Raw genomic sequence first — 13,293 nt, 5'->3', positions numbered from 1 at the left:
TGATAGTGACGAACCCAGTCCGTTGTCAAATCTGACAATAGCGTCGGCGCGTTGAAGGACGGAGCGCGGTGGCTAGGATGCGCCGGGATGGCATCCAAGCGTCCTCCGGGACGGGCTCCGGCCCGGCGCACCCCTGCTCCCCGTCGTCCCGCGAAGCCCGCCGCGCCCCGGAAGCGGCGCACGCCGGAGGAGGCGCGCGAGGCCATCCTCCAGGCCGCCGAGCCGCTGCTCGTGGAGCAGGGGCCGGACCGGGTGGGGCTCCAGGCGGTGGCGAAGGCGGCGGGGGTGAGCCACGCGCTCGTCACGCACTACTTCGGCACCTACGAGGCCCTGGTTCGCGAGGTGCTCCTGCGCCGCAACGAGCTGCTGGCCGCGTCCTTCCGGGAGCAGCTGCTCGCGGCGGAGACGCCGCCCGACGCCGGAGAATTGTTGGAGCGCTTCTTCGCGGTGGTCCAGCAGGGGCAGCACGGCCGGCTGATGGCCTGGGCGCTGCTCACCGGCCGGACCGAGCACATGCCGCTGGCGAGCGCGCAGGGCCTGCGGCTGCTGGCGGACGCGCTGGAGTTCCAGTCCGGCCGCGTGGCGCAGGCGCAGGGCACGCCGCCGCCGTCGCGCGACGCGGTGGACATGACGCTGCTCGTGGCGCTGTGCGCGTCGCAGTGGTTCATGCTCGCGCGGGAGGTGCTCCTGCCCGTGCTGGGGCGCCCGGTGGACGCGGCGTCGGACGCGCGCTTCCGGGAGGTCCTTGGCGGGATGCTCCAGCGGTCGCTCGGGGTGAAGCCGCCCGGCGGAGGCTGAGCGGGGGCGCCGCTTCAGGTCCAGTCGGCCTGCGAGCGCGGCGACTGCACGAAGGCGCCCGCCACCGGCAGGGACACGCGGAAGATGCTGCCACGGCCGGGCGCGCTCTCCATGGTCAGCGTGCCGCCCAGCGACGTGACGATGCCGTGGCACACCGCGAGCCCCAGCCCCGTGCCCACGCCCAGCGGCTTGGTGGTGAAGAAGGGGTCGAAGATGCGCTCGCGGTGCTCGGGCGCGATGCCGCAGCCGGTGTCGCGCACCTCCACCAACACGTGGCCGGGCTCCCCGGGGCGCGCCACCACGCGCACCTCGTTGGCCTCCGCGTTGCCCGGTGAGATGGACTGCGCCGCGTTGAGCAGCAGGTTGAGGAACACCTGACCCAGCCGCGAGCCGTTGCCCTGCACCGGCGGCACGCCGTCGCACTCCACCACCAGCCGCGCGCGGTGCCGCAGCTCGTGCATGGCCATCTTCGCCGCCGTGCGCACCACCGCGGCCAGCTCCGCGGGACCGCTGCCCACGTCCTCCGCGCGCGACAGCGTCTGCAGGTCGCGCACGATGAGCCGGATGCGCTCCGCGCCGTCGCGCGTCTCCGCCAGCGCCTCCAGTATCTCCTGCCGGTCCTGCTCCGACAGGCGCTCCTTCTGCTGCAGCTCCTGGTGGATGTACTCCAGGTTGCTCAGGATGAAGGCCAGCGGGTTGTTGATTTCATGGCCCACGCCCGCCGCGATGCGCCCCAGCGCGATGAGTCTGTCCGCGAAGAGCAGCTGGGTCTGCGTCGCGTGCAGCTGCTCCAGGCTGCTGGACAGCTTCGCGTTGGCGGCCTCCAGCGCCGCGGTGCGCTCGCGCACCGTCTCCTCCAGCAGCCGGTTGTCCGCGCAGGGCGTCTCCTCGGCGCACCGGGCCTTGGAGCCGGGCCCCAGGCGCTCGAAGGCCTGACGGAGCATGCCCCGCCGCCGCGTCATCGCCGCCAACCGCCCGACCTTCGCTCGTAACGTCATCGCGGCCCGCTCCACCCGACTCCATCCGCGGCCGTCACCGCTCCTCGTGGCGGTGGTCCCTACGCCGGGCCCGGCCTGTGGAGGACCATCCAACACCGCCGCTTCGTGCCCGGCAAGGTGTGCGCGAGTACAGGACGCCGTCGAGCGGACACCGTCCAGGCTCACGTCCCGGCTGTCATTTTCCACTGGGATTCGGGCGCGCGGAAGGGACCCACCGCACGCCCGGATGCTTCTGGACACGCGGCCCGAGGTGGGGGCCGAGGCCGTCCATGTCCAGCACTTCACCGCAGGTTCAACAGGTGCGTCTGCTTCAGGCGCCGCAGTCCGCGCGGCAGCTGTCCGCCGTGGTGCCGGAGCCCGCGTGCTCGGTGAACTGGCACACGCCGTCGCCGCAGCGGAACAGCTCCGTGGGCTGCACGCGCGTGGTGATGGCCGGGTACGTCTTCCCGTTGTACGTGCACTGCGTGTAGTAGGGCTGGCTCGGGTCGCCCTTGGTGCAGAACTGCGCGCAGCTGCCGATGTTGGTGATGGGCGCGCAGGTGTCCGCGCTCAGCGTGAGGCCGCACGCGCGCGTGGAGCTCTCCGCGGTGCTGAAGTCGCGATCACGCGCCGCGAACAGGCCCTCGTTGGTGAACAGGTTGCCGAAGAAGCAGGCCTCCTTCGCGCTGAACTGCGACAGCTCCTCCGCGGAGTAGGGCACCGCCGCGCCCGCCGCCGTGCGGCCCAGCACGGACAGCGCGATGTGCAGGCCATACTTGTTCGCGTGCGCCGCCAGGCACGCGCTCACCGCCTGCTGCTCCGGCACCGTGGCGGGGATGCCCGACGCCCAGCCCGGCGCCAGGCCCAGGCTGCCCTGCCACGTGTACTTCACCCCCGTCGTCGGGGACTGGAAGGTGCGCGTCTGGCCCGCGGGCACCGCGCACTTCACGATGTACGCCATCAGCGTCGGCGCCGTGTCCGCGTTCTGGGCGAACCAGTCGTTGAAGCCGTTGGTGGACAGGCCGTTGGTGGAGAGCCCGTTGGTGGAGAGCCCGTTGGTGGACAGGCCGTTGGTGGAGAGCCCGTTGGTGGACAGGCCGTTGGCCACCTGCTGCGCCTGATCCGCGGACGCCAGGTCCGCGCCCAGGGCGTCCTCGGGCATCGCGCCGCCACAACCCACGAGGGCGAGCAGTGCCCCCGTCATCAACGCCGCCTTCAGGGGTTGGCGTGAGGCAACTCGGTTCCACCACTCGCTGCATCCACTTCCAGACCGAAAAGCAGGGGTGAGGCGCATGTAGGGGGCTCCCGCTCGAGGGGGAAGTCGGAGGACCGACTTCCAGAATGTCAGGCAGTCCAGGCTTTCAGCCAGAAAGGTGCTGAAACTGTCAGACAGGGGAATCGTGACGGATCCATGATTGAAAATAAATACCGCTTCGTCAAAAAATTACGGTGTGGGTCCAATTCTCACGGAGTCAGACGTGTGCCGGTGAAGGGCATGGAACCACAGACCTGTAGCGGACGCGGCGGGGGTGGGGAGGGGGAAGGGGGACGGCTCAATGCGGGGGAGGGCCTTCGAGGAGCTGTGCGGCGGGACGGGTGAGGGCGAAACCACCGGGGTCCCTTACGTTCCAGGTTGCCACATGCGTGACCGGGCCGCCTACCACCTCGGCCTCCCCGGCCTCGCCGCGTGTCTCCGCCTCACCATGATGGATGCAGAGGTGGACGCGGGCGTGGGCGGGCTCCGCCAGGCGCTGGGCCTCCGCGTGCAGTTCGCGCAGGGCATGCAGGGTCCGGGCGGGCGCGGTGTCGGCGGACAGGGGCCGCACGCCCAGCAGCGTGGTGCCCGTCTGGAGCGCCAGGAGGAAGCCTTGCGCGCGCAGGCCCTGCTCCAGCGTGTCCAGCACGCTCGCGAGCGCGGCGTACACGGTGTCGTCGTCCTGGTCCGCGGGCGGCAGCACCACCTCCGCGTTCACCGCGAGCACGGCGCGCGTCTGGCCCTCCACCTGGCCGGGCTCCTCGGCGGCCTCGCGCAGCGCGGTGAGGAAGGCGTTCACGCTGGGGTAGCGGCGGGTGGCGTCCTTGTCCATGCAGCGCAGCACCACCGCGTCCATGGCGGGCGACACCGGCGCGCGCACGCTGGGGCGCGGCGGCGGAGCCTCCAGGTGCATCCGCTCCAGCTCCAGCCGGTCATCGGACTGGAACGGGTAGCGGCCGGTGAGCAGCTGGTAGAGCAGCACGCCCAGCGCGTACACGTCCGTGGGCGGCCCGATGCGCCCGCCCCGGAACTGCTCGGGCGCCATCGCGTGCGCGGTGCCCAGGCGCTGGCCCGCGGTGGTGAGCCCCTCCTGGCCGGGCTCCTGCTGGATCAGCTTCGCGATGCCGAAGTCGAGCAGCTTCAGCCGGGGCTTCTCCCCCTCCTCCACGACGAGGATGTTGCTGGACTTGAGGTCGCGGTGCACGACGCCCGCGCGGTGCGCCGCCTCCAGCGCGCCGCAGATGGGCTCCAGGTACGCCAGCGCGCGAGATGCGGACAGCCGCCCGCGCTCCTGCACCACCTGGCTCAGGGTGCGCCCGGAGAGCAGCTCCATCACGTAGTAGGGGCTGCCGTCCGGCATCAGCCCGAAGTCGTAGACGTCCACGATGTTCGGGTGGTGGATCTGATTGACGACGCGCGCCTCGCGCACGAAGCGCTGGAGCATCTCCCCCTGGTCCGCCAGGTGCGAGTGCAGCACCTTCACCGCGGCGTGCCGCCCCAGGATGCGGTGCTCCGCCTCGTAGACGCTGCCGTGGCCACCGGCCGCCAGCATGCCCTTGAGCACGTACTCGCCCGCGAGCGTGCCCGGCCCGCGCTCGGGACGGCTGGGTGTGTCGTGCCCCTTGTCCGTGGCGTTCGCGGCCGCGCGCGCCTGGATGCGGAAGGTGCTCTCGGAGTCCGCCGCCATGAATGCCCCGCACCCTACCATCCACGGGTGGGTCGCGAGTACCCGTGCCGGGTTGGCTGTGCTGCCTGCCTGTCTGCCCGTTCACCAGGAGTCACGCTCCCTGTCCCGCCGGTGTAGGGACGTTCATTGGAAGCCGTTGGGGTATGGTGGGTGTCCGGGCCAGGACTTCGGGCCCACACGGAGCGCGGCGTCATGCACGACAGGCGGCGAGGACACTGCCGGCCCGAGCGCAGGGGAACGCCCGGGGGCTGGCATACATGATGACGTTGGTGGACGAGCTCACGACCTGCGCGGGCCAGTCGATGACGGCCCCGTCCTCGACCGGGGCGTGCCTCATCCTCATCAGCACCACCACGCCGGCGGCCATCGGCAAGGCGTACCGGCTGGAGCCGGGCGAGCACGTCATCGGGCGCGGCTCGGAGGCGGAGGTGCGCATCGACGACCACGGGGTGTCGCGCAAGCACGCGCGCATCCTGCGCAAGCCGGACGGCTCGTGCCTCGTCACCGACCTGGAGTCCACCAACGGCACCTTCCTCAACGGGCTGCCGGTGTCCACCGCGGAGCTGCAGGAGGGCGACCGGCTCCAGGTGGGCACGGTGACGGTGTTCCGCTTCTCCCGGCGCGAGGTGCTGGAGCAGCGCGAGGAGCAGCTGCGGCAAGCGCTGTCCGCCGCGCGCGTGGGCATCTGGGACTGGAACGCGAAGAGCGGGCAGGTGACGTGGAGCGAGCACGTGGACCGGCTCCTGGGCCTGGCCGTGGGCAAGCTGTCCGGCCGCGCCATGGACCTGGAGGAGGTCGTGCACCCGGCGGACCTGCCCCGGCTTCGCGCGGGGCTGGCCACGGCGCTCCAGCAGCGCTCGCAGGTGGACGTGGAGTACCGAATCGAGCCCCCGGGCAGCGGCTTCCGCTGGATTTCATGCAAGGGCGACGTGCTGCTGGACGCATCCGGGCAGCCCGCGCGGGTGACGGGCACGGTGATGGACATCACCGCGCGCAAGCAGGCGGAGCAGGAGCTGCACCGCCAGGCGCTCATCTTCGAGAGCATCTCCGACGGCGTCGTCATCACGGACCTGGCGGGCGGTGTCATCGACTGGAACACCAGCGCGGAGCGGATGTTCGGCCGAAGCCGCAAGGAGGCCATGGGGCAGACGCTCTTCAGCGTGCTGCACCCGGGTGAGCCGGACCGGCTGACGGCCGCCATCCTCACCGCGCTGGAGGTGCACGGGCGCTGGAGCGGGGAGCTGGAGTTCCGCCGCGCGGACGGCATGGCGTGCGTCTGCGAGTCCGTGGTGGTGCCGCTGCGCGACGCGGAAGGGCGCGTCATCGCGAACATCATGGTGCACCGCGACCTGAGCGAGCGCCGGCAGCTCCAGGCGCGGCTGGTGGTGGCGGACCGGCTGGCCAGCGTGGGCACGCTGGGCGCGGGCGTGGCGCACGAAATCAACAACCCGCTGGCGTACATGCTGGTGAACCTGCACCTCATCCGCGAGGGGCTGGAGAAGCTGGAGGCCCAGGGCGCCCCGTCTCAGCCGGTGGCCTCCATCCAGCAACTGGTGCGCGAGACGACCGAGGGCGCGGAGCGCATCGCGACCATCGTGCGGGACCTGAAGGTCTTCGCGCGCGGCGAGCAGGAGTCGCGTCCCATGCCGGTGGACGTGCGCCGCTCCGTGGAGCTGGCGTGCAAGATGGCGGACAACGTCATCCGCCACCGCGCGCGGCTGGTGACGGAGTTCGAGCCCGTCCCCGCGGTGGAGGCCAGCGAGGCGCGGCTGTGCCAGGTGTTCCTCAACCTGCTGCTCAACGCGGCGCAGGCCATCCCGGAGGATCCGTCCTCCGTCACGGAGCATGAGATCCGCGCCATCATCCGTCCGGGCGAGCCGGGCAAGGTGGTGGTGGAGGTGCGCGACACCGGCGTGGGCATGACGCCGGAGGTGCTGGGGCGCATCTTCGATCCGTTCTTCACCACGAAGGCGGTGGGCGTGGGCACGGGGCTGGGGCTGTCCATCTGCCACGGCATCGTGGAGTCCATGGGCGGCTCCATCCACGCGGAGAGCACGCCGGGCCAGGGCAGCACCTTCCGCGTGGTGCTGCGGTCGGCGGCGCACGAGCCGGACCTCTACCCGCGGCTGTCGGCGGCGGCGCCGGCGGGGGCGCGGGCGCGCATCCTGGTGGTGGATGACGAGCCCAACGTGACGGTGGCGCTGCAGCGCTCGCTGGCGACGGAGCACGAGGTGTCCACGGCGAACAGCGCGCAGGCGGCGCTGCGGCTGGTGACCGAAGGCAGCCGCTTCGACCTCATCCTCTGCGACGTGATGATGCCGGGGATGACGGGCATGGACCTGTACTTCGAGCTGGGGCGCTCGGCGCCGGAGCAGGCGGGGCGCATGGTGTTCATGACGGGCGGCGCGTTCACGCCGCGCACGATGTCGTTCCTGCGCGACGTGCCGAACCTCAAGCTGAGCAAGCCGCTGGACCTGACGCAGCTGCGCGAGCTGGTGGGACGCTCGGCGGAGGCGTCTCGATGAGTGCCTCCCCCGGCCACCCCGCGGCTCCTCCCGAGGTCGCGGTGGGGCCGGTGGCGCCGGTGCCCGTGACGGCGGCCGGGCTGGGGCTCGCGGGCGCGGCGGCCTCCCAGGGCCGGGAGTGGACGGCCCGGTCGCTGGGGATGGGGTTGCTCATTGGCGCGCTGCTGGCCGTCACCAACCTCTACATGGGGATGAAGACGGGCTGGTGGGACTCGGGCTCCATCACCGCGACGGTGCTGGGGTTCAGCGGCCTGGCGGCCTATGGGCGCAGGCGCGGCGTGCCGTACACGCCGCTGGAGAACAACCTCACGCAGACGGCCGCGTCGGCGGTGGGCGCGATGCCCGCGTCGGCGGGGCTGCTGGGCGCGCTGCCGGCGCTGGCCCTGCTGGGCACGGGCGTGCCGGGCTGGGGTATCGCGGCCTGGGGCCTGGTGCTGGGCGTGGTGGGCGTGCTGGTGGCGGGACTGTTGCGGCGGCGCCTGCTGGAGCAGGAGGCCCTGCCGTTCCCCACGGGCATCGCCACGGCGGAGCTCATTTCGACGCTGCACGCGGCCACGCCCACGGAGGCCCAGGGTACGCCCGCCGGAAGGGGCCGGACGCTGGTGGGCGCGGGCGTGGTGGCGATGGTGCTCACGTGGATGCGCGACTCGCGCGGGTGGCTGCCGGGGATGGTGGCGCTGCCGGGCCGCGTGGGCGGCGTCGCGCTGGAGTCGCTGACGTGGGGCGTGGGGATGAGCCCCATGCTGCTGGCGGTGGGGATGATGACGGGCCTGCAGCTGGCGCTGAGCATGCTGCTGGGCTCCGGGCTGGCGTGGGGCGTGCTCGCGCCGGGGCTCGTGGACGCGGGCGTGGTGTCGGGCGCCGGGTATGAGCCGCTGTCCTCGTGGCTGATGTGGCCCGGCGTGGGGTTGATGGTGGGCGCGTCGGTGGTGTCGCTGGTCGTGCAGGCGCGGGACTTCCTGGGCGCGGCGAAGGACCTGCGCTCGGTGGGCGCGAGCCGGGGTGGGCTGCCCGGGTGGACCGTGGGCGTGGCGGTGGTGGCGTGCGTGCTGGCGGTGGTGCTGGGCGGGGTGCTGTTCGGGCTGGGCGTGCCGTCGATGCTGCTGGCGCTCGTGCTGCTGGTGCCGCTGTGCGCGGTCTGCGCGCGAGGCGCGGGGCAGACGGACGTGTCGCCGGTGAGCCAGATGGGCAACCTCACGCAGGTCGTCTTCGGCGTGGTGAGGCCCGGGGAGCTGTCGCCCAACGTGGCGGCGGGTTCGGTGGTGGCGGGCGCGTCCGCGCAGGTCGGCGTGAGCCTGTGGTCTTTGAAGGCGGGGCACCTGCTGGGGGCGTCGGCGTCACGGCAGCTGGCCGCGCAGCTGGTGGGCGTGGCGGTGGGCGCGGTGGTGGCGGTACCGGCCTACCTGCTGTTGGTGAACGCGTACGGCCTGGGCACGGCGGTGTTGCCGGTGCCCGCGGCGGCGCAGTTCCGGGCGGTGGCGGAGGTGTCCGTGCGGGGCCTGGCCGGCCTGCCGCCCCACGCGGGCTGGGGCGCGCTGGTGGGCTGCGCGGTGGGCGCGGTGCTGACGCTGGCCGCGAAGGGCCGGGCGGCGCGGTGGCTGCCGTCGCCGGTGGCGATGGGCATCGGCTTCATCACGCCCGCCTACTTCGCGGTGACGCTGTGCCTGGGCGCGGGGCTGGCGGCGCTCGCGCGCAAGTGGTCGCCGAAGATGACGGATGCGCACGTGCCCTCCCTGGGCTCTGGAGCGCTGGTGGGTGAGTCGCTGATGGGGTTGCTCATCGCCGCGACAACGGCCCTCTCGCGATCCGCGTAGCGCTCGCCAGGGCCCGGGCGCGGAGACCTGTCCGGCTGTCGGACAGGTTCGTGCGGTGCGCCGCCCACGGGAGCCGCGGCGCGCGCTACGCCGCGGGCGTGAGGTCCCGCACGCGCTCCAGCGAGCGGCGGATGCGGTCCTCCATCAGGTTCGGCACGTGCGCCGCGCGGGCCAGGGCTTCTCCGAGCGCGAGCATCGCCTCCGCGAAGTCGCCCCGGCGCCACGCCGCCAGGCCCATCATCTCCAAAACTTCGAGCGGCTCCTGCTCCACGGACGCCTGGGCGGAGCGCTCGCGCAGCGCGTGCCACTCCTCCGCCGTCGCGTCCCGCGCGGACAGCTCCACCATGGAGAACAGCACCTCCTCCGACGGGCTCAGGTTCACGCCGTGGCGGTTGTTCGCCATCGTCTGCCGCACCTGCTCCAGCAGGTCTCGCGCCCGGTCGTGCCGGCCCGTCCACGCCATGGCCCGCGCCTGGAGCAGCAGCGCCCACGGCCGGTGCGCCACCTCCGGATGCCGGCGCTCCAGCACGATGGCCCGCGCGATGTGCGGCGCCGCCGCCTCCACGTCGCCCGCCTGGTAGTACAGCTCGCCCATGTTGTGCTCGGCGAAGTACTCCCAGCCCACCACGCCCAGCTCGCGCCCCAGTTGCATGAAGCGCTCCTGGTCCTTCAGCGCGTGCGTCAAATCCCGGCGAGCCACCCACAGGTTGCGGCGGTTGTTGATGGCCGAGCCCAGGTGGAAGCGGTCTCCGCGCTCCGTGCACGCGCTGATGACCTCGTCCATCACGCGCTCGGCGCCGTCGATGTCGCCCAGGTTCGGCAGGATGACCGCCATGAGCAGCAGCGCCACCACCAGCGTCTCGTAGCCCGCGTCGCCCAGCTTGCGCGCCCGCTCCGCCGCGGCCTCCAGCGGCATCAGCGCGTCCAGCCACTCGCCCTTGCGGAACTGCGCGCGGCCCAGCGCCAGCAGCAGCCGCGCCTGCACGTAGGGCGACGTCACCGTCTCCGCCAGCTGCTGCGCCTCCTGGGCCCGCGCCTCGCTGCGCGCGTAGTCGTTCACCCAGTCGAGCGCCATCGCCTCGTCGAGCAGCAGCTCCACCTCCGCGCGCGAATCCCCCAGGCCCCGCGCCCGCTCCCGCGCGATGGCGAAGTCCGTGAGGGAGTCCTCGTACCGGCCGATGCGGTAGCGCATCAGGCCGCGGCCCCGCAGCGCCGTGAGGCCGCGCAGCTCGTCCTCGGGCTCGATGAGCTCCAGGGCGCGCGTGTACATGGCCTCCGCGTCGAGGAACGCGTGACGGCCGCGCGCGGACTCCGCCAGGTCGATGGTCAGCGCCGCCGCCTCGTCGCGCAGGCCCGCCGCCGCCGCGTGCAGCGCGAGCCGGGCCAGCCGCTGACGCTCCTGCGCGCCCGCCGGGCTCAGGTAGTGGCGGTACGCGGCGCGGTGGATGCGCGCCTTCTCCTCCGCGGGGAGGCCCGCGACCACGGCCTCGCGCACCAACTCGTTGCGGAAGCTCAGGCCCTCCAGCCGGTGCTCCACCAGCAGCCCCGAGTCCAGCAGCCGCCGCGTCGCGTGCCCCACGTCCAGCGGGAACTGCGCCGCGGCCCCGTCGCGCTCCAGCTCGCGCAGCACGCCGTCCGCCGCCGTGGCGGTGAAGGTCACGCCCAGCAGCGCGCACAGCCGGGCATGCGCGGCGAGCGCCGGAGGCAACGCGCCCAGCTCGCGGTCCGCCAGCCACTCCACCAGCCGCAGCTCCGGCACGCGGTCCAGCTCGTCCGTGACGAGGTACCAGTTGCCGCCCGGCGAACGCTGCCGCACCAGCCCCTGACGCTTGAGGCCGCGCACCAGCTCCACCAGGAACAGGGGCACGCGCTGCGCGCGCTCGACGATGCGCTCCACCGCCTGCGCGGGCACGTTCTCCACCGGCCTGAGCAGCGCGCGGCACAGGGCCTGCGCGTCACCCGGAGACAGGCCGGACAGGGGCAGGTCCAGCTGGCGCGCGGCGCGAGCGCCCCACGCGGGGCGGCTCTGCTCGAAGCCCGGGCGCACCAGCACGCAGACCCACAGGGGCACGCTGGTCTCCGCGAGCGCCGCGTACTCCAGCGCGTCCAGCGCCGTCTCTTCCGCGAAGTGCGCGTCGTCCACGATGAGGCACAGCGGCCGTTCGCGGGCGCTCGCCGCCAGCAGCTCACCCGTGGCGCGCAGGGCCAGGGAGCGCAGCGCGCCCGGGGCCGCGGCCCAGCTGTGCAGCTCCGGCCCGCCCGGCGCGTACCACCCGAGCGTCGCGGCCACGCCCGGCCACAGCTCCATGCCCAGCCGCGTCCCCAGCCGGTCGAGGATGGCGGTGCGGCCGTCCTCCTGCGTGTCGGTGTCGTCGCGGTCGAAGCCGTGCAGCGCCACGCGCAAGAGCGTGCGCAGCGTGCCTTCCGGGTCGCCCTGCACGGGCTCGCGCGAGCGCATGGAGTAGACGCGCGCGTGCGGCAGCGCGGCCCTCAGGCGCAGGCTCAGCGTGGAGGACAGGTGGCTCTTGCCGTGGCCCCGGTCGCCGCGCACGGTGACGATGGTGGGCGCCGCGTCCGACACCGCGGAGCGAGCGCTCTCCAGCAACTGCTCCAGCTCCGGGTCGCGGCCCACCAGCATCGCGCTGCCCAGCTGCAGCACGGTGACGTCCGGCCGGGGCGCGGCGCCGGAGGGCGCGGGGCGCATCAGCCCGGCGCGTCCTGTCACCGGCAGGCACGGCACCTCCGGCACGGCCTCCGCGGCGGAGGGGGAGAGCAGGGGGCCTCGCAGCTCCGGCACGTGGGGATAGCGGTCCTCGCGCGCGAAGATGGCGCCCAGGTAGCGGGGCGCGCCGTCGAGGCGGCGCTGCACGGTGACCGTGGCCACGTCCACGAGCGCGGCGGGGGCGAGTCCCCGCTCGGCCAGGCCCTCGGCGGCGCGCAGCGCGCGGCGCACCGGGTTCTCTCCCACGTCGGGGTCGAAGACGCCCGCGAAGCGCTCGCCGTCCGTGAAGGCCATGTGGCCTCCGTAGGCGGCCAGGGCCTTCTGCACCGCGACGGGGTTCGCGCGCGAGGAGGTGAACAGCACCGCCACCGAGCGGCGCGTCTGCGCGGGGCGCACCTCCGGCAGCAGGGTGAGCCGGGGCGCGGGCTGCACCGCGGACTGGCCCGCGTGGTCCAGCGCGGCGCGCAGCGCCTGGGCCACGGTGGCCGCGTCGCGAGGCCGGCGCGCGGGCTCCTTGGCCAGACAGCGCAGCACGACCTCCTCCACCGGCGGCGCCACCGGGGCGAACTCCGACGGGGGCGGGGGCCGCAGCGACAGGTGCGCCTGGAGCACCTCCGTGAGCGAGCCGAAGAAGGGCGGCCGGCCGGTGATGAGCTCGTAGAGGATGATGCCCAGCGCGTACACGTCCGTGCGCGCATCCAGGGCCGCGTGGCCGGCGCACTGCTCGGGCGCCATGTACTCGGCGGTGCCGGCGAAGGAGGACGTGTCGCCGGGCGTGCCGTCGTCGGCGAGCGCGCCGGGGGCCGGACGCTGCACCAGGCCGAAGTCGAAGACGCGGGCGCGGCCGTGGGCGTCGTCCAGGAAGACGTGCTCGGGCTTGAGGTCGCAGTGCACCAGCCCGTGCGCGTGCACGACGGCCACCGCCTCCAGGAGCGCGCTGGCGCGAGGCCCGAACTCCTGCGGCGACATGGGGCCGGACACCTGGGCCAGCCAGTCCGCCAGCGTGGGCAGCGGCACGTACTCCATGGCGACGAAGCGCTGTCCACCGGGCAGCGTGCCGGTGGCGTGGAGCGCGGGCACGGTGGGCGGCCCGATGGCGCGCAGGGCCTCCGCCTCGCGGGCGAGCTGCGCCTCCGCGAGCGCGATGCCGGGGCGCGCCAGCTTCAGCGCGATGCGTTCCCCCTCGGTGCCGTCGGCGGAGCGCGGGTGCGCGGCCAGGAGCACGCCGAAGCCGCCGCGCGCGATGACCTTCTCGCAGCGGTAGCCCGGAACGTCGGGCACGAGGAGCGAGGCATCGGACGGCGGAGCGGTGGGCGGCGAGACGCCGGGCGGGCACGGCGAGTGAGAGCCCTCCCAACGCCGCCCGCATGTGAGGCAGCGCGGCACGGCCGCACTCTACGCCACCGCCGCCGTGATTTCCGAACCCCCGGGGGCGGCCAAACGACGGCGCGTGAAACATCGGTCAGAAGTCCTCCCATGCCCGGGGAGCTTCCAGGCGCCACGTTGTGTGAACCG

At 73.5% G+C, this 13,293-nt stretch carries 7 protein-coding genes; 3 read left to right on the top strand and 4 right to left on the bottom strand.

Translation table 11 applies throughout. The features are described from left to right. The first annotated feature begins 87 nt into the window (after positions 1-87). Positions 88-798, top strand: coding sequence for a TetR/AcrR family transcriptional regulator (locus AABA78_RS22310; protein ID WP_338265513.1), 711 nt, complete (start codon positions 88-90; stop codon positions 796-798). A gap of 14 nt (positions 799-812) precedes the next feature. Here the strand turns inward: AABA78_RS22310 and AABA78_RS22305 are convergent, their stop codons facing one another. The 3 genes from AABA78_RS22305 to AABA78_RS22295 form a co-directional block, all read right to left on the bottom strand. Further along, positions 813-1,796 carry a sensor histidine kinase gene (locus AABA78_RS22305; protein WP_338265510.1) on the bottom strand — a complete coding sequence of 328 codons (984 nt, stop codon included), beginning with the start codon at positions 1,794-1,796 and terminating at the stop codon, positions 813-815. Between the two features lie 310 nt (positions 1,797-2,106). Beyond that, positions 2,107-2,979, bottom strand: coding sequence for a hypothetical protein (locus tag AABA78_RS22300; RefSeq protein WP_338265507.1), 873 nt, complete (start codon positions 2,977-2,979; stop codon positions 2,107-2,109). Between the two features lie 349 nt (positions 2,980-3,328). Further along, the gene (locus tag AABA78_RS22295) at positions 3,329-4,717 is read right to left on the bottom strand and encodes a serine/threonine-protein kinase (protein ID WP_338265505.1); all 1,389 of its coding nucleotides are present in this window, start codon (positions 4,715-4,717) and stop codon (positions 3,329-3,331) included. 260 nt (positions 4,718-4,977) lie between these two features. Here AABA78_RS22295 and AABA78_RS22290 point away from each other — a divergent pair, with 260 nt between their 5' ends. Continuing rightward, positions 4,978-7,242, top strand: coding sequence for a serine histidine kinase EspA (locus tag AABA78_RS22290; RefSeq protein ID WP_338266233.1), 2,265 nt, complete (start codon positions 4,978-4,980; stop codon positions 7,240-7,242). Next, on the top strand, positions 7,239-9,056 hold the full coding sequence (locus AABA78_RS22285) for an OPT/YSL family transporter (protein WP_338265503.1): 1,818 nt from the start codon (positions 7,239-7,241) through the stop codon (positions 9,054-9,056). Before AABA78_RS22290 ends, AABA78_RS22285 begins: the two co-directional genes overlap by 4 nt. 85 nt (positions 9,057-9,141) lie before the next feature. Here AABA78_RS22285 and AABA78_RS22280 read toward each other — a convergent pair whose 3' ends face one another. After that, a complete protein-coding gene (locus tag AABA78_RS22280; protein ID WP_338265501.1) occupies positions 9,142-13,059 on the bottom strand; it encodes a serine/threonine-protein kinase in 3,918 nt (1,305 codons plus the stop codon). Positions 13,060-13,293: the final 234 nt, after the last annotated feature.

This window comes from Corallococcus caeni (assembly GCF_036245865.1).
GTDB lineage: Bacteria > Myxococcota > Myxococcia > Myxococcales > Myxococcaceae > Corallococcus > Corallococcus caeni.
The sequence above is the reverse complement of the archived record's forward strand: the minus strand, read 5'-3'. Positions and strand labels throughout refer to the sequence as shown.

Excerpts from the sequence above, each read along its gene's own strand:
- AABA78_RS22290 (WP_338266233.1), top strand. The coding sequence starts at position 4,978 with ATGACGTTGGTGGACGAGCTCACGACCTGCGCGGGCCAGTCGATGACG.
- AABA78_RS22310 (WP_338265513.1), top strand. The coding sequence starts at position 88 with ATGGCATCCAAGCGTCCTCCGGGACGGGCTCCGGCCCGGCGCACCCCT.
- AABA78_RS22285 (WP_338265503.1), top strand. The coding sequence starts at position 7,239 with ATGAGTGCCTCCCCCGGCCACCCCGCGGCTCCTCCCGAGGTCGCGGTG.
- AABA78_RS22295 (WP_338265505.1), bottom strand. The coding sequence starts at position 4,717 with ATGGCGGCGGACTCCGAGAGCACCTTCCGCATCCAGGCGCGCGCGGCC.
- AABA78_RS22305 (WP_338265510.1), bottom strand. The coding sequence starts at position 1,796 with ATGACGTTACGAGCGAAGGTCGGGCGGTTGGCGGCGATGACGCGGCGG.
- AABA78_RS22300 (WP_338265507.1), bottom strand. The coding sequence starts at position 2,979 with ATGACGGGGGCACTGCTCGCCCTCGTGGGTTGTGGCGGCGCGATGCCC.